General features: G+C 34.4%; 13 protein-coding genes and 1 tRNA gene. 7 read left to right on the forward strand and 7 right to left on the reverse strand.

Features of this window, described 5'->3' with window-relative positions; all coding sequences use genetic code 11:
• Window positions 1-38 precede the first annotated feature (38 nt).
• The 3 genes from ACFFVB_RS09880 (at window position 39) to ACFFVB_RS09890 (ending at window position 4,141) form a co-directional block, all read left to right on the forward strand.
• On the forward strand, window positions 39-566 hold the full coding sequence (locus ACFFVB_RS09880) for an inorganic diphosphatase (RefSeq protein WP_382382554.1): 528 nt from the start codon (window positions 39-41) through the stop codon (window positions 564-566).
• Between the two features lie 122 nt (window positions 567-688).
• Window positions 689-3,022, forward strand: coding sequence for a sodium-translocating pyrophosphatase (locus ACFFVB_RS09885; protein ID WP_382382555.1), 2,334 nt, complete (start codon window positions 689-691; stop codon window positions 3,020-3,022).
• 120 nt (window positions 3,023-3,142) lie between these two features.
• Window positions 3,143-4,141 (forward strand): App1 family protein phosphatidate phosphatase, encoded by a 999-nt coding sequence (locus ACFFVB_RS09890; protein ID WP_382382556.1) that lies wholly within the window; start codon window positions 3,143-3,145, stop codon window positions 4,139-4,141.
• Between the two features lie 4 nt (window positions 4,142-4,145).
• On the opposite strand, the gene ACFFVB_RS09895 is transcribed toward ACFFVB_RS09890, so the two are convergent.
• Window positions 4,146-4,760 (reverse strand): deoxynucleoside kinase, encoded by a 615-nt coding sequence (locus tag ACFFVB_RS09895; protein ID WP_382382557.1) that lies wholly within the window; start codon window positions 4,758-4,760, stop codon window positions 4,146-4,148.
• 3 nt (window positions 4,761-4,763) lie between these two features.
• The gene (locus ACFFVB_RS09900; RefSeq protein WP_382382558.1) at window positions 4,764-5,543 is read right to left on the reverse strand and encodes a hypothetical protein; all 780 of its coding nucleotides are present in this window, start codon (window positions 5,541-5,543) and stop codon (window positions 4,764-4,766) included.
• 170 nt (window positions 5,544-5,713) lie between these two features.
• On the opposite strand from ACFFVB_RS09900, the gene ACFFVB_RS09905 reads away from it, so the two are divergent.
• The 3 genes from ACFFVB_RS09905 (at window position 5,714) to ACFFVB_RS09915 (ending at window position 9,515) form a co-directional block, all read left to right on the forward strand.
• Window positions 5,714-6,559, forward strand: a complete 846-nt coding sequence (locus tag ACFFVB_RS09905) for a GLPGLI family protein (protein WP_382382559.1) — start codon at window positions 5,714-5,716, stop codon at window positions 6,557-6,559.
• Between the two features lie 31 nt (window positions 6,560-6,590).
• Window positions 6,591-9,296, forward strand: coding sequence for a carboxypeptidase regulatory-like domain-containing protein (locus ACFFVB_RS09910; protein WP_382382560.1), 2,706 nt, complete (start codon window positions 6,591-6,593; stop codon window positions 9,294-9,296).
• A 137-nt stretch (window positions 9,297-9,433) separates the two neighbouring features.
• Window positions 9,434-9,515, forward strand: a tRNA-Tyr gene (locus ACFFVB_RS09915).
• A 612-nt stretch (window positions 9,516-10,127) separates the two neighbouring features.
• Here the strand turns inward: ACFFVB_RS09915 and metK are convergent.
• The 5 genes from metK to ACFFVB_RS09940 form a co-directional block, all read right to left on the reverse strand.
• On the reverse strand, window positions 10,128-11,381 hold the full coding sequence (gene metK / locus ACFFVB_RS09920; RefSeq protein WP_382382561.1) for a methionine adenosyltransferase: 1,254 nt from the start codon (window positions 11,379-11,381) through the stop codon (window positions 10,128-10,130).
• Between the two features lie 241 nt (window positions 11,382-11,622).
• Complete coding sequence (locus ACFFVB_RS09925) at window positions 11,623-12,849, reverse strand: ammonium transporter (RefSeq protein WP_382382562.1); 1,227 nt, start codon at window positions 12,847-12,849, stop codon at window positions 11,623-11,625.
• Between the two features lie 19 nt (window positions 12,850-12,868).
• Window positions 12,869-13,207 (reverse strand): P-II family nitrogen regulator, encoded by a 339-nt coding sequence (locus ACFFVB_RS09930; RefSeq protein WP_382382563.1) that lies wholly within the window; start codon window positions 13,205-13,207, stop codon window positions 12,869-12,871.
• 143 nt (window positions 13,208-13,350) lie between these two features.
• Window positions 13,351-14,646: an ammonium transporter gene (locus ACFFVB_RS09935; protein ID WP_382382786.1), complete on the reverse strand. Its 1,296-nt coding sequence runs from the start codon at window positions 14,644-14,646 to the stop codon at window positions 13,351-13,353.
• A 78-nt stretch (window positions 14,647-14,724) separates the two neighbouring features.
• Entirely contained in the window at window positions 14,725-15,744 is a 1,020-nt protein-coding gene (locus ACFFVB_RS09940) for an outer membrane beta-barrel protein (RefSeq protein ID WP_382382564.1), read from the reverse strand.
• A 454-nt stretch (window positions 15,745-16,198) separates the two neighbouring features.
• On the opposite strand from ACFFVB_RS09940, the gene gltB reads away from it, so the two are divergent.
• Complete coding sequence (gltB, locus tag ACFFVB_RS09945; protein WP_382382565.1) at window positions 16,199-20,704, forward strand: glutamate synthase large subunit; 4,506 nt, start codon at window positions 16,199-16,201, stop codon at window positions 20,702-20,704.
• Window positions 20,705-20,707: the final 3 nt, after the last annotated feature.

The raw sequence follows: 20,707 nt of genomic DNA on the forward strand, positions 1-20,707 counted from the left end.
AGGGTTCAGTACATTTACCTACACTAAACATAGTTAATATGAGTCCAGAAAAACACGAAACTTTTGATGTATTAATAGAAATTCCTAAAGGAAGTAGAAATAAATACGAATACGATTTTAAATTACATAAAATTAGATTCGATAGAATGCTGTTTTCTTCAATGATGTATCCAGGAGATTATGGTTTTATTCCTGAAACTTTAGCATTAGATAAAGATCCATTAGATGTACTTGTACTAGGGCATCAACCAACTTACCCAATGACGGTTATGGAAGTGAGACCTATTGGAGTATTCCATATGACAGATGAAAAGGGGCCTGATGAGAAGATTATCTGTGTACCAGTTTCAGATCCTATTTGGAATAACAAAAATGATATCTCAGATTTAAACCCACACCGTTTAAAAGAAATTGAACACTTTTTCCAAGTTTATAAAGATTTAGAAGAAAAGAAAGTAGATACAGGTGGATGGAGTGATGCTGCAACAGCTTTAAAGGTGTATCATGAATGTGTAGACCGTTATAACAATAGTGAACATAAAGCAAAAGGAGATTTTAAAATCTAATTTTATTTTAAAAAAATAGTAAAAACCACATTTAACATGACAAATGTGGTTTTTTTGTATTCTTTATTTAGGTATTTTTATAGTTACATAATTAACTAACTTTTATAAATTATCATTGAAATATGGAATATTTAGTAAAATTTTTACCACTCTTTGGGATTCTCGCATTAGTCTTTGTTTTCCTAAAAAGTGGTTGGGTATCTAAACAGGAAGTAGGTGACGAAAAAATGTCACGTATTGCCAAAAACATAGCAGATGGTGCTATGGCATTTTTAAAAGCAGAATATAAAGTTTTAGCCATTTTTGTGGCTGCTGTAGCAGTTCTGCTATATTTTAAAGGTGTTTCTGAGGTTGGATCTAGTGGAATTGTAGCCTTATCTTTTGTTGTAGGTGCTATTTGTTCTGCCTTAGCAGGATTCATTGGGATGAAAGTCGCAACCAAAGCCAATGTTAGAACAACACAAGCAGCAAGAACATCATTAGGCAGGGCTTTAGAAGTTGCTTTTGCCGGAGGTGCAGTAATGGGCTTAGGTGTTGTTGGTTTAGGTATTTTAGGTTTAAGTGGGTTATTTATGCTGTATCAGAGCATGTGGCCAGGTGCAGAAAACTTATCTATGGTATTAAATGTGCTTTCAGGATTTTCTTTGGGAGCATCTTCTATAGCCTTATTCGCCCGTGTTGGTGGAGGTATTTATACTAAAGCAGCCGATGTTGGTGCCGATTTAGTAGGGAAAGTGGAAGCAGGTATTCCTGAAGATCACCCATTAAACCCTGCAACTATAGCAGATAACGTTGGAGACAATGTTGGAGATGTAGCAGGTATGGGAGCCGATTTATTCGAATCGTATGTTGGTTCTATTATTGGTACTATGGTGTTAGGTGCTTTTATTTTAACACCTGAATTCGATGGTTTAGGAGCCGTGTATTTACCTTTAGTTCTAGGAGCTGTTGGTATTGTAATGTCTATTTTAGGAACATTCTTCGTAAAAGTAAAAGATGGTGGAAATCCACAAACAGCATTAAATATTGGAGAATTTGGTTCTGCAGGTTTAATGGTTGTCGCGTCTTATTTTATAATTAAAGCTTTAATCCCAGAATCTATTGAAGGTTTACCATTCGGATCTATGGGGGTTTTCGGAGCAACTGTTGCTGGTTTAATAGCTGGTTTAGGAGTTGGAAAAATAACCGAATATTATACAGCAACTGGTAAAAAACCAGTAATGTCTATTGTAAAACAATCTGAAACAGGATCGGCTACAAATATTATTGCAGGTTTAGGTGTTGGGATGATGTCTACAGCAATTCCGATTTTATTAATTGCAGCAGCAATTATGGTATCTCATTATTGTGCAGGTTTATATGGTATCGCTATCGCGGCAGTAGGAATGTTGGCAAATACAGGAATTCAATTGGCTGTAGATGCTTATGGACCTATTTGTGATAATGCTGGAGGTATTGCAGAAATGGCAGAATTACCAAAAGAAGTACGTGAACGTACCGATAAACTAGATGCTGTTGGTAATACAACTGCAGCTGTAGGAAAAGGATTTGCTATTGCTTCTGCCGCCTTAACGGCTTTAGCGCTTTTTGCAGCCTTTATGAAAACAGCAAATGTAACAGCTATCGACGTGTCTCACCCAAGTATTATGGCAGGACTTTTAGTAGGAGCTATGTTACCTTTTGTATTCTCTGCGTTATCGATGAATGCTGTTGGTCGTGCTGCTATGGCAATGATCGAAGAAGTACGTCGTCAGTTTAGAGATATTCCTGAATTAAAAGCGGCTTTAGTAGTAATGCGTAAGTATGATTCAGATATGACTAAAGCATCTGTAGAAGATCGTGCTATTTTCGATAAAGCAGATGGTGTTGCAGATTATGGAAAATGTATCGATATTTCAACTAAAGCATCGATTAGAGAAATGGTATTACCAGGATTATTAGCTATTGCAGTACCTGTTGCTGTTGGTTTTATTGGTGGTGCAGAAATGTTAGGAGGATTACTTGCCGGAGTTACATCGTGTGGTGTGTTAATGGCTATTTTCCAATCTAACGCTGGTGGTGCATGGGATAATGCTAAAAAAACAATAGAAGAACAAGGTAGAAAAGGTACAGATGCACATAAAGCTGCAGTTGTAGGAGATACTGTTGGAGATCCATTTAAAGATACTTCAGGACCTTCTTTAAATATTTTATTGAAATTAATGTCGGTTGTGGCTTTAGTTATCGCACCAAGTATCGCTTTATCAGCAGATAAACTTACAGATTACAATGAAAGTAATATAGGCGCTCAAACTGAAATGATTCAAGAAATTAGAAAAGAGGTTGAGATAAGTATTGACGAAACTGGAGAAAAAATTGCAGAAGTGACTACTATTAAAACCGTAAATGGTAAAGAAGTTGTAGAAACAATAATTTATGAAGGTGAAGATGTAAATCAATTCGTTCGTAAAAAATAGAAAATTAATTTAGTTCTCATTAAACCGTCTAGAAAGTACTTTTTAGACGGTTTTTTAATGAATTATAATTTAAGGTTCGGTAATAATCCGGTATTTTTACAGTCAGTTTTAAAATTATGTATGTTTAAAAAAGATCCGTTACAAATTATTGCATTTCAGAGCTATGGAACCAATACGCATTTTTATTTGCGTGGTAGAGCTTTGGAAGATGAAACCATAGATTTGCAGCAAAAAGGATTGTTTAAACTTTTAATAAATACATATAAACGATTTGAAAGTGATGAGGTTAAAAATATCGAGCTGAATTTACGTCTACCAAATGATAAGGTGGTAAAGGTGAAAACCGATGCTCATGGTTATTTTAAATCGGAAGAAAAATTTGAAAATCTACAGGATTTAACTAATGATGAAGGTTGGTTGCAAATTGTAGCATCTTATAGTGATGTAAATATTAAGCGAAAAATTACCAACGACAATCGGTTCCCCGCAGAAATTTTAATTCCTTCTAAGTCTGTTGCTTTTGGAGTAATTAGCGATATAGACGATACTATAATACACACAGGTGTTGCTTCATTTTTAAAATGGAGGGTGCTTATAAATACCTTTTTTAAAGGTGCTTTTAAACGGATTCCTTTAGAAGGTGCAGCAGAATTTTATCATATGTTACATAAGGGAAGTTCTGGAGTAAATGCAAATCCTATTTTTTATGTGAGTCATAGTCCCTGGAATTTATACCGTTACTTAAAATTTTTTCTAAAGACTAATGATTTTCCTAAAGGACCAATTCTCTTACGGAGTATGAATAGTATTTTCAAAAGAAAAAAAGCAAGTGAGAAGCCTGAAAAACAAAAGGAAATTATAAATATTCTTAAAATGTATCCCGAATTAAACTTTATTCTTATTGGGGATAGTGGCGAACACGACGCCGATATTTATATAGAAATTGCAGAATTATTTCCTAAACGTATTTTAGCTATTTATTTAAGATCTGTAGATCACAAAGAAAAAATGCTACGCGTAAAAGGGATCTTTGACGCGTATAAAACAACTCCGGCTTTATTAGTGAATTCTAGCAAGGAAGCTATAGACCATGCTAGAGAAAGTGGGTTTATTCAGTAATACTCTAGAATAAACCGTTTATTTCAGCATCAATTCTGTTAATTACATAACCTAAATCTTCTGGGTTATCTACAAAATCTAAATTGTCTACATCAATTATTAAAAGTTTCCCTTTGTTATAACCATGAATCCAAGCTTCGTAACGTTCGTTTAATCGACTTAAGTAATCAATACTTATCGAGTTTTCGTAATCACGACCACGTTTTTGGATTTGTCCTACTAAATTAGGAATAGAACTTCTTAAATAAATTAATAAATCAGGACCTTGAACAACAGATTCCATTAAATCGAAAAGTGAGCGGTAATTCTCAAAATCACGATTCGTCATTAAACCCATAGCATGTAAGTTAGGGGCGAAAATATGAGCATCTTCATAAATCGTGCGGTCTTGAACAATATCTTTTCCGCTTTCTCTAATCTGAAGTACTTGTCTAAAACGGCTATTTAAAAAGTACACTTGCAGATTAAAACTCCAGCGTTCCATCTGATTATAAAAATCGTCTAAATACGGGTTGTCTACAACATCTTCTAATTGGGCTTCCCATTTAAAATGTTTAGCAAGTAATTTGGTTAGCGTTGTTTTTCCAGCGCCAATATTTCCGGCAATTGCTACATGCATAATTTAGAGTGTTTTTAAATGGAATTGATTCAGAGTTTTCAGGTCGTAAATATACAAGGTTTCATTGGTAAGCAAAAACTGTTTTATTAATAAATCAGGTAGCTCTATTTTAACGAAGTGTGTGGTCCCTTTCTTAAGATAGAATAATTCATCTTTTTTCTGAAGTACTAAATTCTCGTTGCTTTCATCTAATTTGGTAAAGCCTTCATTTTTAATTTTTTGAATCAAAGAGCCGACGTAATTAAATTGATAGATATACGCTTTAGTGAGTAACCAACACCAGTTATAATTGCTTGTAATATCTAAAACTTCAGAATTTATAGGTGTTGTAGACGCTCTTAAAGTATTTGTTTTATAGTCGAAAAGCTCTAATTGTTGTGTGTTGTCGTTAAATAACCACAAGGTCGTGTCGTATCCGGTAGAAATATGTGATGGATTTCTGTACGGTGCGATAGTATTGAAGTCTATTTTGAAAATTTCAGCCAAGCGATTATCTAAAATGATAATGGTATTAAAATTCTGATAAAACAAATTCAAACGCAACGGATTAAAAGTATTAACCGTGTGTATTGTGCCTAACTGAAGATTGGTATAATGTAAAGTTTGTTCGGTAGTTTGTTTAGAAAATTCATTACGATTAATATAATATGTCGTTTCTAAAGCATCTGCATCTATAAAAGAAGACACCTTAAGTTGTTCAGATTTTTTTAAAGAAGCTTGAATGGAAGGTTGGCTATGTAAATATAGCGTTGTAAATAGGAAAACGTAGCTTATGAATTTCATAATTGAAAAGTACAAAATTAGAGTGTTTATTTCATGAAATTCTTCGGTATGTATCTTTTACAATTGATTTTAAAATAATAAATAAAAAAAAAGAGGACTAATTCATTAAACGAATAGTAAAAAGGTAAGTCTTAGAATAACATATTAACCCGGAATAATTACAATTAGATATGAAATCACAATTTTTTAGAATGATCTTAGTGTGTTTATGCACTGTTTTTTCAATGCAATTATTTGCTCAAGCAGATTTTCAAGGACAAGCTGTTTACGATTCAAAAACGTCAGCAGAAATGCCGGATTTTGGAGACAGGCAGATGAGTGAAGAGCAGAAAAAAAGGTTCCAAGAACGTCTGAAGTCTATGTTTGAAAAGACGTACGTATTATCGTTTAACCGTTCCGAGTCTATTTATAAGGAAGAAGAAAAATTAGAGTCTCCAACATCTGGTGGTAGAGGATTTAGAGGATTGGATATGTCTGCTGGAGCGAAGTATAAAAATATTAAAACAAATGAGGTTATTGTAGATCAAGAGTTTTTTGGAAAGCAGTTTCTTATAAAAGATAGTTTACCAAAGTTAGTTTGGAAAATGGAAAACGAATCTAAGCAAATTGGTCAGTATACCGCTTTTAAGGCAACAGCTGTTAAATTAGCTAGTGCAGCAGACATAACTAGTTTTGGAGGTCCTAGAAAAGAAGACGGTGCAGAGAAAAATAAGGAAGAAAACGATAAGCCTAAAGAAATCTTGGTAACGGCTTGGTATACGCCGCAAATTCCGGTGAACCAAGGGCCTGGAGATTATTGGGGATTACCAGGATTGATATTAGAAATTAGTGCTGATAAAACGACTATTTTATGTTCTAAAATTATTCTAAATCCTAAAGAAAACTACGAAATTAAAGTGCCTAAAAAAGGGAAAGAGGTTACACAAGCAGAGTACGATGAAATTGTGAAGAAGAAGATAGAAGAAATGCGTGAGATAGGTGGTAATCGTCGTCCAGGTGGTGGAGGTAGACGTTAATATTTAAATTTAAGAAGATATAAATTAGATAATGAAAAAAGGATTAGTAATAGTATTGCTATTTGCTGTAAACTTAAGTTTCGGGCAATTAAAATTGGAAGGAATTGTTAAAGATAGTATAGGAAACCCGTTAGAGTTAGCCAATATTATAGCTATAAATACAGAGACCCAAGCATTAGAATCTTATGGGATTACAGATCCTAATGGGGTGTATAAATTATCGATTTCTAAAAACTCAAATTACAATGTACAGGTTAGTTATATTGGAATGAGAACAGAACAATTAGCTGTAGAAACAACCGATAAAAATATTTACAAAACCTTTGTTATGTATGGCGATAATACATTAGACGAGATAGAGTTGATTTATGAAATGCCAGTTACTGTTAAAGGAGATACTATTATATATAATGCCGATTCTTTTAAAAACGGTACAGAACGAAAATTAGAAGATGTTCTTAAAAAATTGCCTGGTGTCGAGATAAATGATGATGGCGAAATTGAAGTGGAAGGTAATGTAGTGAGTAAGGTCATGGTCGATGGCAAAGATTTTTTCGATGGTGATTCTAAATTAGCAACAAAAAATATCCCATCTAATGCAATAGATAAAATTGAAGTATTAAAGAATTTTGCAGAGGTTGGGCAGTTAAGTGGTGTTACCAATAATTCTGAAAATGTGGCGATAAACATCCGATTAAAAGAGGGGAAAAAGAATTTCTGGTTTGGAGATATTACAGGAGGTTCTGGAATAGCCGATGAGAATGGTTTGTATATTTTTCAGCCGAAGTTATTTTATTACAGTCCTAAATACAGTATTAATCTAATTGGAGATTTAAATAATATTGGAGAAATCGCTTTCTCGAGACGAGATTATTTCAACTTTACAGGCGGATTTAAATCACCAAGCAGATCGAGTGGTACAAATATTGATTTGGGAAGTAATAGTTTAGGTTTTTTATCACTTCAGAATAATAGAGCACAGGATATTGTTACAAAATTTGGAGCAGCTAATTTTAGCTATTCGCCAAATGAAGCCTTAGATCTTAGTGGTTTTGGTATTTTCTCTAGTAGCAGAATTGGCATGCAGATAAATAATAGTATTACTTATACGAATACGGATTTAGGCGTTCCAGATGAGGTTACCGAGAGTAAAACGAAACAGCGTAGCGATTTAGGAATGTTAAAACTTAGTGTGGGCTATAAGCCAAATACCGATAACCAATTGGATTACGATGTGATGGCGAGAATATCTAAAGAATCTCAAGATCAGTTTGAAATATCTTCAATACTAGGAAACACAATGCAGTACGAGTCTTCTAGTCCGTTTAGTATTAATCAAAATTTTAATTACTACTATACTTTAGACGAAAAGCATATCTTTTCTACAGAAATACAACATTTGTGGCAAGACGAAGACCCTTTCTATAATGCCATTATAGAGAACAAAACGACTTACGAAACTACGGGTGATGCTTTAGGTTTAAACGATCAGCAAATAGATTATAATGTTAATCAAGATAAGCGTGTAAAATCAAATCAAGTAGATGCGAAAGTGGATTACTTTAATATCTTGAATGCAAAAAGTAATTTAAATGTAACCGTAGGAACGATATATAGTCATCAAAAATTTAATTCTAATATCTTTCAGTTATTAGACGATGATTCGGTTTTTGATCCTACACCAACGATTAACGATGGTTTGTCTGAAAATAATATTCAATATTCCTTTTCTGATTTATATGTCGGACTACATTATACCTTAAAGACTGGTATATTTACTTTTACACCAGGTGCATCGGTACATTCTTATAGTAGCAATAATGAGCAATTTGGTGAAGAGTTTCAGGATGATTTCTTTAAAATTCTACCAGATATGGATGTTCGACTTCAGTTTAAAAAAACGGAGCGTCTAGTTTTAAATTATAGTATGCAAACGCAATTTACGGATGTTACACAATTAGCAGGCGGGTTGGTTATGAATAGTTATAACTCGTTCTTTAGTGGGAATGAAGTATTAGACAACGCTATTTCTCATGCGGTACGTTTGTCTTATTCAAGCTTTAATATGTTTAATTATACCAATGTTTTTGCTAATGTAAACTATAATAAGAGTATCGATAATATTAGAAATATTACCAATTTCGAAGGTGTAATCCGTTCTAATTCGCCTTTTAACTCGGCTTATGCAGATGAAACTGTTTCGGCTAGTGGACGTTTTCAGAGACGTTTTGGTAAGTTTCAAACGTCGGCGAATGCACAGTTTAATTATTCAAAATTTAATCAGTTTATTCAAAATAACAGATCTGTAAACGAAAACTATACTCAGAATTATGGGTTAGAATTACGTTCTAATTTTAATGATGCACCGAATTTTGGAATTGGATATAATTACAGTATTCAAGATAGTGATCAAGGAGATACGCGTACTAAGTTTTTCACATCGTCTCCTCGTGTCGAATTTGATGCCTTAATATGGAAAGTGTTAACCTTTAAAACAGATTATACGTATAACGATTTTAGAAATGAAGAACGTTCTTTAAACGATTACGAATTTTGGAACGCATCTTTAGCGTATCGAAAAGATGAAGATAGTAAATGGGAATTCGAATTAAAGGCGACCAACTTATTAGATACAAAAACACAGAGTCAAAGTAGTACATCAGACATTTCTGTAAGTGCAACAGATTACTACATACAGCCGAGATATGTTACTTTACGTGCTATTTATTCGCTTTAATTGAAATAAAACTAAACTGAAATAAAATATTTTAGAATCTTAAATATTGATTTTCAGGGCTTAATATTTTAGTTCTTAAAAAGGGCTTAATTTTTATTTGAAATATTAAAAAAAGTTATATATTTGCCACCGGTTTTGGGGAGATACTCAAGCGGCCAACGAGGGCAGACTGTAAATCTGCTGACTACGTCTTCGTAGGTTCGAATCCTACTCTCCCCACAAAAAAGCAAGCTATAATAGCTTGCTTTTTTTATGTCTAAATATTTCTAAGGCACAAGAATGGTGTAAATATCGAATTGATCTTCTTGTGTGTATTCTGCATTCTGAACTTCAATCGCCTTGTAATTTGTAAAGCTACAGCAGTCTTCGTCTTTACGTTCAGCATCTATATATAGATTGAATATGATCTCGTCTTTAATTTTAACTTCTAAATTTACTATCTCGGTTTTCCAACCAATAGAATTAATTTGAATGATATTGTAATTGTCTTCATCTATAAATTCAAACTCAGCTTTAGTATTAGTATCTAAAGAATTGTTGATTTTTATATCTTCAGGACTATATGTGCCGTTTGTGAATAGATTTTCTCCTGAATTTTTATCGACGAGTTCAAAAAGAAATGGTGGGGGAGGCGTAAAGCAGCTATAATCTTCGCAATCGTCGGTATTACAGGAGAGAAAGGTTAGAGTTGTGCATATTATATTAAATAAATTTTTTTCATAATAGGGGGTGTTTATTGTCTTCTAAAAGTAGGGCGTTCGTTAGGGATATGAAAACAAAAAAAGCCATTTTCAATTAAGAAAATGGCTTTGTATAATAAGGTGTAGTCTGTTATAAGCTAAATGCAGCTTTTACTACGTCTACGTAATCTAGTTTTTCCCAAGTGAATAATTCTACATCTAAAGTTGTAGATTCTCCGTTTGGTTGAGTAAAAGTCTTAGTCACCGTTTCAGGTGTTCTTCCCATGTGTCCGTAAGCAGCAGTTTCGCTATAAATAGGTTGACGTAGTTTTAAACGTTTTTCTATTTCGTTAGGACGCATATCGAATATTTTAGAAATTTTATTTGCAATTTCTCCATCTGTCATATTAAACGGACAAGTTCCGTAAGTATTTACATAAATCCCCATAGGTTCTACAACACCAATAGCGTAAGATACTTGTACAAGAATTTCTTCACATACACCAGCAGCAACTAAGTTTTTTGCAATGTGACGTGTTGCGTATGCCGCACTACGGTCTACTTTACTCGGATCCTTTCCTGAGAAAGCACCTCCACCATGGGCGCCTTTTCCGCCGTAAGTATCTACGATAATTTTACGACCAGTTAATCCAGTGTCACCATGAGGTCCACCAATAACAAATTTACCAGTTGGATTAATGTGGTACTTAATGTCGTCGTTAAATAACTCTTGAATACTTTCAGGTAATTTTGCGATTACGCGAGGAATTAAAATCTTAACGATATCCTCACGGATTTTAGCTAACATAACATCGTCTGTTGCGAAATCGTCGTGTTGTGTCGAGATTACAATAGCGTCAATACGTTGTGGCACGTTGTCGTCGCTATACTCGATAGTCACTTGGCTTTTAGAATCTGGACGTAAATAAGTAATCTCCTTATTTTCTCGTCTTAATAAAGCTAATTCTTTTAATAAAGTATGTGATAAGTCTAGAGCTAAAGGCATGTAATTTTCTGTTTCGCTTGTTGCGTAACCAAACATCATTCCTTGATCTCCTGCACCTTGTTCTTCTTTTGTTTCTCTGTCTACTCCTCGGCTAATATCGTCCGATTGCTCATGTATGGCAGAAAATACACCACAAGAACTTCCATCGAACATATATTCTCCTTTTGTATAACCAATTTTGTTAATGGTATCTCTTGCTATTTTTTGAACATCTAAATAGGTTTTAGATTTTACTTCACCAGCAAGAACAACTTGTCCTGTAGTAACTAAGGTTTCGCAAGCGACTTTAGAATCTGTGTCGAATGCTAAGAAATTATCTATTAAAGCGTCGCTTATTTGATCTGCAACTTTGTCTGGGTGTCCTTCAGACACACTTTCGGAGGTAAATAAATATGCCATAATCTAATTTAAATTATTAAATATGGAGGGGATTTGACGAAAACGTCTCAGGAAGTAAATACTGTCCTTTAGCATTTTTTATGGAGGTTGCAATCAGTCAAATCTTTCCTCGTTATTAGAAGGCAAAAGTACATATAATATTAGAATATTAAAATAACATGTTGTTAATAAAAATTAAAAATTAAAAAAGCCTTTAGAAAAATAATTCTAAAGGCTTTATATAGTGTATTAAAACGGATGTTTAATGTTCGTTCATTCTAAAGTCTGGATATGCATCCATTCCATGTTCGTGAGCATCTAATCCTTCTAATTCTTCTTTTTCAGAAACACGGATTCCTATTGTCTTCTTAAGAGTAAAGATAATAAGGAAAGATGTGATTATACAGAAAACAGCATAAGAAGCCACTCCAATTAACTGACTAATAAACTGATCCATTCCAGCTAAATTACCGAAAATACCAACAGCTAAAGTTCCCCAGATTCCACAAATTAAGTGAACTGCAATTGCTCCAACAGGATCGTCTAATTTTAATCTATCAATAAAACTTACAGCAAATACAATTAATCCTCCTGCTACAGATCCAATAAGGATAGCATCTGTAGGACTCATTTGGTCTGCTCCGGCAGTAATACCAACTAATCCTCCAAGAATACCGTTTAGAAACATAGTTAAATCTAAGTTTTTAAACATGGCAGTAGATACAAGCATACAAACAACTCCACCTGCAGCAGCAGCTAAACAAGTTGTCACTAATGTTAATGAAGTTAATGCTGGGTCTGCAGATAAAACAGAACCTCCGTTAAATCCGAACCAACCTAACCAAAGGATTAGTACCCCTGCAGTAGCTAAAGGTATGTTGTGACCAGGAATGGCTTGAGGCTTTCCGTCTTGGAATTTTCCAATACGTGGACCTAATAAGCAAACAGCTACTACTGCTGCCCATCCACCAACTGAGTGCACTAAAGTTGAACCAGCGAAGTCGTAAAATCCTAATTCATCTAAGAATCCACCTCCCCATTTCCAAGATCCTGCTACTGGGTAAACGAACCCTACATATATAATAGCAAAAATCATGAATGGTACAATTTTCATACGTTCGGCTACGGCTCCAGAAACAATTGTTGCTGCTGTTGCTGCAAACATCCCTTGGAATAAGAAATCTGTCCAGTATGTGTAACCTTCGTTATATGTTAAATCTAATGCACCATCGGCGGTAAGAGGTGAGTCTAATCCGAATCCTGCGAATCCGAAAAACCCATTAAATTCTCCTGGGTACATTAAGTTGAATCCAACTAAGCAATAAAGTAAGAGACCAATAGTAATAATAAAAATATTTTTAAAAAGTATGTTTAGTGTGTTTTTTTGACGTGTTAAGCCTATTTCTAAAAATGCAAATCCAAGGTGCATAAAGAAGACTAGGGCTGTACAGATCATCATCCATACATTATTGATAGTTAATACTTCCATGTTTAAGTTTTTTGATTAATTATTTTAAAGTTTCTCCTCCTTTTTCTCCGGTTCTTATTCTGTAACATTCTGTAATGTCTGAAACGAATATTTTTCCATCACCTACGTCTCCTGATTTTGCGGATTTTAGAATAGTTTGAATCGTAATGTCTTCAAAATCATCATTAACGACAACAGAAAGGTATCTGCGTTGAATGTCGCTAGTGCTATAGCTAACACCTCTATAGACATGTCCAGCTTTTTCGTTTCCAAGACCGGTAACATCCCAGTATGCGAAAAAATTAACACCGATTCCGTGAAGTGCTTTTTTTACTTCAGAGAATTTAGATTTTCTAATGATTGCTTCTATTTTCTTCATAATTAATTAAGGTTTTTCATTTTAGTTAATTTGAATGTATTCATAAAATTTTGATTTTATATTTATTTTAATTGTTTTTTACGTTAAAAAGATGCCTTGCTAGCGCAAGGCATCTTGATAAGTATTATTAGTGTAAGATTATTTTATTCAAATTCTCTTGTTCTTTTTCCGTGGTAAGCGATAGAACCGTGTTCAGAAATATCAAGTCCTGCTATTTCTTCTTCTTCGGTTACTCTTAATCCGCCACATGTTTTCTTGATTATAGTAAGGAATATGTATGATAAAACAATTGCCCAGAAAGCATATGCTAAAACTCCAATGGCTTGTGCTAATAATTGAGATGCACCACCACCATTAAATAATCCAATACCAGTATCTCCGTCAATTCCCCAAAGTCCAATCACTAAGGTTCCCCATACTCCGGCTACACCGTGTACAGAAATGGCGCCAACGGCATCATCTACTTTTAATGTTTTTTCAATAAAACCAATTGATAATACCACAAGGATACCTCCAATTAATCCCGCTAAAACAGCGCCACCTTCAGACATGTTTCCACACCCTGCAGTAATACTTACTAAACCAGCAAGAGCTCCGTTTAATGTCATAGATAAATTCGGTTTTCCGTTTTTAAACCAAGTAAATAATAAAGCACTTAATGCTCCTGCCGAAGCAGCTAAGTTGGTTACTAAAATCACTTGTGAAGCAGCAACAGAATCGTCACCTCCCCAAGCTAATTGAGAACCACCATTAAATCCGAACCATCCTAACCAAAGAATAAATACACCTAGAGTAGCGTACATTTGGTTGTGTCCGTGCATTTCTACAGGTTTACCATTAAGGAATTTTCCTATTCTTGGACCTACCATCCAAGCAGCAACTAAAGCTGCCCATCCTCCTACAGAATGTACAATAGAAGAACCTGCGAAATCGATAAATTCTGCTGGCATCCATTCAGCATTTAGCCATCCGCCATTCCATTCCCATCCACCAGCGATTGGGTAAATTAAGGCGGTTAATATGATACTAAAAATAGCATAGGTTGTATATTTTGTACGCCCTGCAATTGCTCCAGATACAATAGTTGCTGTTGTTGCAGCGAATACTGTTTGGAAGAATAAATCTGCTGGACCTTGTGAGAATATAAATCCACTCCAGTGAAAAAATCCACCTTCGGTTACATCTGCACCGTACATTAAAGAGTATCCTATAAACCAAAAGGCTAAAGATCCTACAGCAATATCCAAGAAATTTTTCATGGCAATATTTACTGCGTTTTTAGAATCTGTCATTCCAGATTCTACTAAAAAGAATCCTGCTTGCATAAAGAATACTAAGATACCTGCGATAAGCATCCAAAGCATGCCCATATCGTCTTTAACGGCTGCGGCCACTTCGGCTGCATCTTGAACTGCAGATATTGTGTTTAAAAATAACATCATAAATAAAAAATATTAGGGGTTAGTAGTTAGTGAAAATTAAGACGTGGTTGTCTTTTCAAGTATTCGCACTTTTATTTAGAATGCGTAGATAGCAGCTATGGTAAATGCAGCTAAGTTATCTGTAGCCTCTCCGTCGTTATCTAAGTAAGGCGTAGCGTCAGACCAAGAATCGATTCTGATTTCTGGCTTAATAATTAAGTTGTCAATTGTATAACTTCCTGTAAGTGTAAATGCAACTACGGTTTCATCTTCAACATCAGCGGCGTCAAAATATTTTCCGTAAAATTCACCTCTTAATCCTAAGCTAAAATCATCTGTAGCTGCAAACTGTGGGTATAATGCAGTACCGTAGAAACCAGATCCGTCATTTTCGTTATAAGCTGCGTTGATTCCTAAGTAAAAAGCATCTGTTAAATCGAAACCTCCTGTGTAATCTACTTCAAAACCTAAACCGTCATTGTTTCCGCTATCGTAATATAAGTTTAAGTATTGTCCTTTATATCCTAATTGTGCTCCTAAAGCGTATTCTCCTGTTGCAGACGTGTCGTTAACATCCCAAGGGTTGGTTACAGCTAACATTAAGCTTAAATCTTCTGAAAGGGCAAAGTCGGCTTTTAAACCCATGTGAGAAAATGGCCCGCTTGAGAAAAGGTAAGACGTACTGTAGTTAAAGTTTGCAGCAGGTGCAATAACTTCGTAACCTAAAAATGTATTCCAGCGTCCAAATGTTAATGTTGTTTTATCAGACACATTCCAGTAAACGTATGCTTGATTAACGATTCCATCAACGATGTTACTGTTAAAAGTAGCTTCTTCTCCTCTTGGTCCAACTACTAGATCAAGTACAGCTCCTGTTTTTGCACCTTCGTAAGAAAGAATTACATTTCCCATCCCTAAAGCAAATCCACTTTTCTTGGCAAATGCTGTTCCGAAATTTTGACCTGCGTCATCTGGTGCTGTTAGATACGTTTGGAAATATGCGTCAACACTACCGCTAATACTGAATTTTGGTTTTTCTTCAACTTCTACTGTAGTGTCCTGAGCATAAATGCTAATCGTAGCAAAAAGAAGTGCTAGTGTAAAGATTTTTTTCATATTAAATATTGATTTGTTGAGTTAATAACGATCCAAATCTATGTAAAAAGTATTTACACCGCCAAAAAAATAGGGGGTCAGGCATAATTTTTATGATTAATTCAGTTTTACCCCTTAAAAAATGAGGGTATCTTAAATAATTGTTAATAAAAGCTGGTTTTGAAAATTATTTTTTTGGCAAAAATTTAAGTTTTTATAAAATTTTGTGAGTAAAATGCATTCAAATTCTCTTTGTATTAAGAAGAATTTTACTAATTATTGAATTTGTTGCGTTTTCGTGTTTTATAAACGATAATGAATTCGTAAATTACATCACTAATTAATTGTAATAAGAAAATAAAACTTTAAGTATACCTATAATGTCATAAAAGTTTAATCACTATTATTACAGTTATAAGTATACTGCTATATTAGTGCTTGCTAGTAGCAAAAATTAACTAAAATATTAATGATTATGTTGAAGAAACAGGGGCTGTATTTGCCAGAATTTGAACACGACAATTGTGGGGCGGGATTTATATGTAGTTTAACCGGAAGTAGATCTAACGATATTATCCATAAAGCACTAGAGATTCTAGTGAAATTGGAACATAGAGGTGCGGTGAGTTCTGATGGTAAAACAGGAGATGGTGCTGGAATTTTAATAGATATACCTCATGACTTCTTTGTAAAGTATTGTGATTTCGAATTGCCTTCTCGTGGTGAGTATGCGGTGAGTAATATGTTTTTGCCAAAGAAAGAGAATCAGCGTGATTTTTGTATCGATACGTTTGAGAAATGCATTGCAGAACAAGGACTTAAATTAATAGGGTGGCGTAATGCTCCTGTTAATAATAACGTAATTGGGAAAATAGCAGCAGCTAGTGAACCTTTTATTAAACAAGTTTTTGTTGGTAAAAATAAACCTGAACAAACTGATTTTGAATTTAATTTAAAATTGTTTTCTGCAAGGAAAATAGCAGAACATGCTGTTTACAACTCTAAGTTATCTGAATCTTCATATTTTTACTTCCCAAGTTTATCAACCAAGACTATTATATATAAGGGACTGTTAGTTCCTGAAGATATTAAAGAATATTATTTAGATTTATTGAATCCGCTTTTAGATGCTAAACTAGCTTTAGTGCACCAGCGTTTCTCTACAAACACATTCCCGACATGGGATTTGGCTCAGCCTTTCCGTTATATGTGTCATAATGGTGAGATTAACACTCTAAGAGGAAATGTGTCTCGTATGTTTTCTCGTGAAGAAATCATGGAGAGCGAATGGTTTGGAGACGATATTAAACGTGTAATCCCTACCATATTAAAAGGAAAGTCGGATTCGGCTTCTATGGATATGGTGGTAGAATTGTTATTAATGACTGGTCGTTCGTTACCGGAAGTTATGATGATGTTAGTGCCAGAAGCATGGGAAAAGAACAATACCATGTCTGATGCTAAAAAAGCATTCTACGAATTTAACTCATGTTTAATGGAGCCGTGGGATGGTCCTGCATCTATTCCGTTTACCGATGGAAGTTATATTGGAGCGGTATTAGATAGAAACGGATTACGTCCGTCTAGATATACAGTTACAAAAGATGATTTCGTAATTATGTCATCAGAAACAGGGGTTGTAGATATCGAACCAGAAAACATAAAATTCCATGGTCGTTTAGAGCCAGGAAAAATGTTTTTAGTTAATATGGACGAAGGTCGTATTATTAACGATGAAGAAATTAAAGAAAAGATTGCGACTCAGCATCCATATAGAAAGTGGTTAGATAAAAATTTAATTCACTTAAAGGATATTCCTTATAGTTCGGATCCTGTAACTCACGAAGAAGAAGATTTAGTAGTAAGACAAAGTGTTTTTGGGTATACTCAAGAAGATTTAAATACTATTATTAAGCCAATGGCACAAGGTGGTAAGGAGCCAATTGGTTCTATGGGTAGTGATACTCCAATTGCTATTTTGTCTGAGCGTCCGCAATTAATATACAATTACTTTAAGCAGTTGTTCGCACAAGTAACGAATCCGCCTTTAGATGGTATTCGTGAAGAATTAATTACAGATATTAGTTTAACACTAGGAAGTGATACTAACATTTTTGAAATTAATGAATATCACTGTCGTAAGTTAAAGATTCAGAATCCTGTAATTTCTAAGCAAGATTTAGATAAAATTAAACATCACGATAAAAGTCCAGACTACCAAGTTACATCAATTTCAATTTTATATGATGTGTCTAAAGGAGTTAATGGTCTTGAAAATCGTTTAGAAGAGATTGTAAATACAGCTGAAAAATCTATCGATTCTGGAACAAATATTATTATCCTTTCCGATAGAAATGTAAGTAAAGTAAAAGCACCAATTCCTGCATTATTAGCATGTTCTTATGTTAATCACGCATTATATAAACGAGGAAAACGTTCTCAGATTAGTTTAATTATTGAGTCTGCAGAACCTCGTGAAGTACACCATTTTGCATTATTATTTGGTTATGGAGCAAGTGCAATTAACCCGTATATGGTTAACGAAATTGTTGAACAACAATTAGTAGCACAAGACCTTACTGGTTTAGATTTCGAACAAGCAATTGCAAATTATAATATTGCAGTTGGAAAAGGAATTTTAAAGGTGATGAATAAGATTGGGATTTCTACTTTAAATTCTTATCGTGGTTCTCAACTTTTCGAATGTATCGGAATTAACACTAAAGTTGTAGAAAAGTATTTTCCAACAACGGCAACACGTATTCAAGGTATTGGTTTAAACGAAATAGAAAAAGAAATTTCTTTACGTCACGAATGTGCATATAAAGTACGTGAAGTAGATGCTAATTTAGATTTAGAAATTGGCGGACAGTACAGATGGAGACGTAACGGAGAGAAGCATTTATTTAATCCGTTAACGGTTGCTAAATTACAAGAATCTGTACGTACTAATAAAAAGTCTACGTATCAAGAATATGCAGAACTTGTAAATAATCAGTCAAAAGATTTAATGACAATTCGTGGTTTATTCGAATTTACAAACTACGATCCAATTTCAATAGAAGAAGTAGAGCCTTGGACAGAAATCGTAAAACGTTTTAAAACGGGAGCGATGTCTTACGGGTCTATTAGTAAAGAAGCACACGAGAATTTAGCTATTGCTATGAACCGTATTGGTGGAAAAAGTAATTCTGGTGAAGGAGGAGAAGATCAAGAACGTTTTTACAAAGATCCTGATGGAGATTGGAAAAACAGTGCAATTAAGCAAGTCGCTTCAGGGCGTTTTGGAGTAACATCTAATTACTTGACGAGTGCAAAAGAGATTCAAATTAAAATGGCACAAGGAGCTAAACCTGGAGAAGGCGGACAATTACCTGGGCCAAAAGTGAATCCTTCAATCGCAAAAACACGTAATTCTACACCTTATGTAGGATTAATTTCACCACCACCGCATCACGATATTTATTCAATTGAAGATTTATCTCAATTAATTTACGATTTAAAATCGGCTAACAGAGAAGCTAGAATAAACGTAAAATTAGTATCTGAAGTAGGAGTTGGAACAGTAGCAGCTGGTGTTGCAAAAGCAAAAGCCGATGTTATTTTAGTTTCAGGTTTCGATGGAGGAACTGGAGCATCTCCATTAACCTCTTTAAAACACTGTGGTTTACCATGGGAATTAGGAATTGCTGAAGCACAACAGACTTTAGTAATGAACGATTTAAGAAACCGTATCGTTTTAGAATGTGATGGTCAATTAAAAACGGGTCGTGATGTTGCTGTAGCATGTTTATTAGGAGCAGAAGAATTTGGTTTCGCAACGGCGCCATTAGTAGCTTCAGGTTGTATCATGATGCGTGTATGTCACTTAAATACATGTCCTGTAGGTATCGCAACTCAAAACCCGGAATTACGAAAGAAATTTAAAGGGAAGCCAGAACACGTTGTAAACTACATGTATTTTGTAGCTCAAGAATTACGTGAAATAATGGCACAATTAGGATTTAGAACTATAAACGAAATGGTTGGACAATCTCAGAAATTAGATCGTAACCACGCTATCGAACATTATAAAGCTTCAGGAATCGACTTAACTCCAATTTTACACAGAGTTAAAACAGAGCCTTTCGTGAAATTATATAATACAGAAAAACAAGAACACAATTTAGATGTTCATTTAGATTTCGAAATTATTAATAAAGCGCATCCAGCGCTATTCCGTAAGGAGAAAACATATTTAGATTTTAAAATCACAAACATAGACCGTGCAGTAGGAGCTGTTATTAGTAACGAAATTTCAAAAATTTACGGGGCTCAAGGTTTACCAGAAAACACGCTTAACTTAAACTTTACAGGTTCTGCAGGACAGAGTTTTGGAGCATTTGCTACAAAAGGTTTAACAATGATTGTAAACGGAAACACAAACGATTATTTAGGTAAAGGATTATCTGGAGCTAAAGTAATTATCAAGGTTCCTGAAAGAGCAACTATTGTTCCTGAAGACAACGTAATTACTGGAAACGTAACCTTATACGGAGCAACATCTGGAGAGGTTTATATAAACGGTAAGGCAGGAGAACGTTTCTGTGTAAGAAACTCAGGAGCTCAAGCTGTTGTTGAAGGTATTGGAGATCACGGTTGTGAGTACATGACAGGTGGTGTTGCAGTAGTACTTGGTGAAGTTGGAAGAAACTTTGGAGCAGGTATGAGTGGTGGAATTGCTTTTATTTTAGATAGTAAAGGTACATTTACTAATAACTGTAATTCTGAAGCCCTTAACTTAGATCCTGTGGTTTTAGAAGAAGATATTACGCTATTAAAAACGTTAATCACAAATCATTATAACGCAACTTTAAGTCCGCAAGCACAACGTATTTTAGAACAATGGGAACAATATTTGCCTAAGTTTATCAAGGTTTTACCAGAAGAATATAAGCAGGCTTTAATTAAATTAGAACAAGAAAACCTTGTAACGCAATAGATA

This window comes from Formosa undariae, assembly GCF_042427615.1.
GTDB lineage: Bacteria > Bacteroidota > Bacteroidia > Flavobacteriales > Flavobacteriaceae > Formosa > Formosa undariae.

Bases quoted from the DNA above. Each gene is read 5' to 3' on its own strand.
- ACFFVB_RS09925 (WP_382382562.1), bottom strand. From the start codon at position 12,849: ATGGAAGTATTAACTATCAATAATGTATGGATGATGATCTGTACAGCC.
- ACFFVB_RS09910 (WP_382382560.1), top strand. From the start codon at position 6,591: ATGAAAAAAGGATTAGTAATAGTATTGCTATTTGCTGTAAACTTAAGT.
- ACFFVB_RS09900 (WP_382382558.1), bottom strand. From the start codon at position 5,543: ATGAAATTCATAAGCTACGTTTTCCTATTTACAACGCTATATTTACAT.
- ACFFVB_RS09895 (WP_382382557.1), bottom strand. From the start codon at position 4,760: ATGCATGTAGCAATTGCCGGAAATATTGGCGCTGGAAAAACAACGCTA.
- ACFFVB_RS09940 (WP_382382564.1), bottom strand. From the start codon at position 15,744: ATGAAAAAAATCTTTACACTAGCACTTCTTTTTGCTACGATTAGCATT.
- ACFFVB_RS09935 (WP_382382786.1), bottom strand. From the start codon at position 14,646: ATGTTATTTTTAAACACAATATCTGCAGTTCAAGATGCAGCCGAAGTG.
- ACFFVB_RS09890 (WP_382382556.1), top strand. From the start codon at position 3,143: ATGTTTAAAAAAGATCCGTTACAAATTATTGCATTTCAGAGCTATGGA.
- ACFFVB_RS09880 (WP_382382554.1), top strand. From the start codon at position 39: ATGAGTCCAGAAAAACACGAAACTTTTGATGTATTAATAGAAATTCCT.
- ACFFVB_RS09930 (WP_382382563.1), bottom strand. From the start codon at position 13,207: ATGAAGAAAATAGAAGCAATCATTAGAAAATCTAAATTCTCTGAAGTA.
- ACFFVB_RS09885 (WP_382382555.1), top strand. From the start codon at position 689: ATGGAATATTTAGTAAAATTTTTACCACTCTTTGGGATTCTCGCATTA.
- ACFFVB_RS09905 (WP_382382559.1), top strand. From the start codon at position 5,714: ATGAAATCACAATTTTTTAGAATGATCTTAGTGTGTTTATGCACTGTT.
- metK (WP_382382561.1), bottom strand. From the start codon at position 11,381: ATGGCATATTTATTTACCTCCGAAAGTGTGTCTGAAGGACACCCAGAC.
- gltB (WP_382382565.1), top strand. From the start codon at position 16,199: ATGTTGAAGAAACAGGGGCTGTATTTGCCAGAATTTGAACACGACAAT.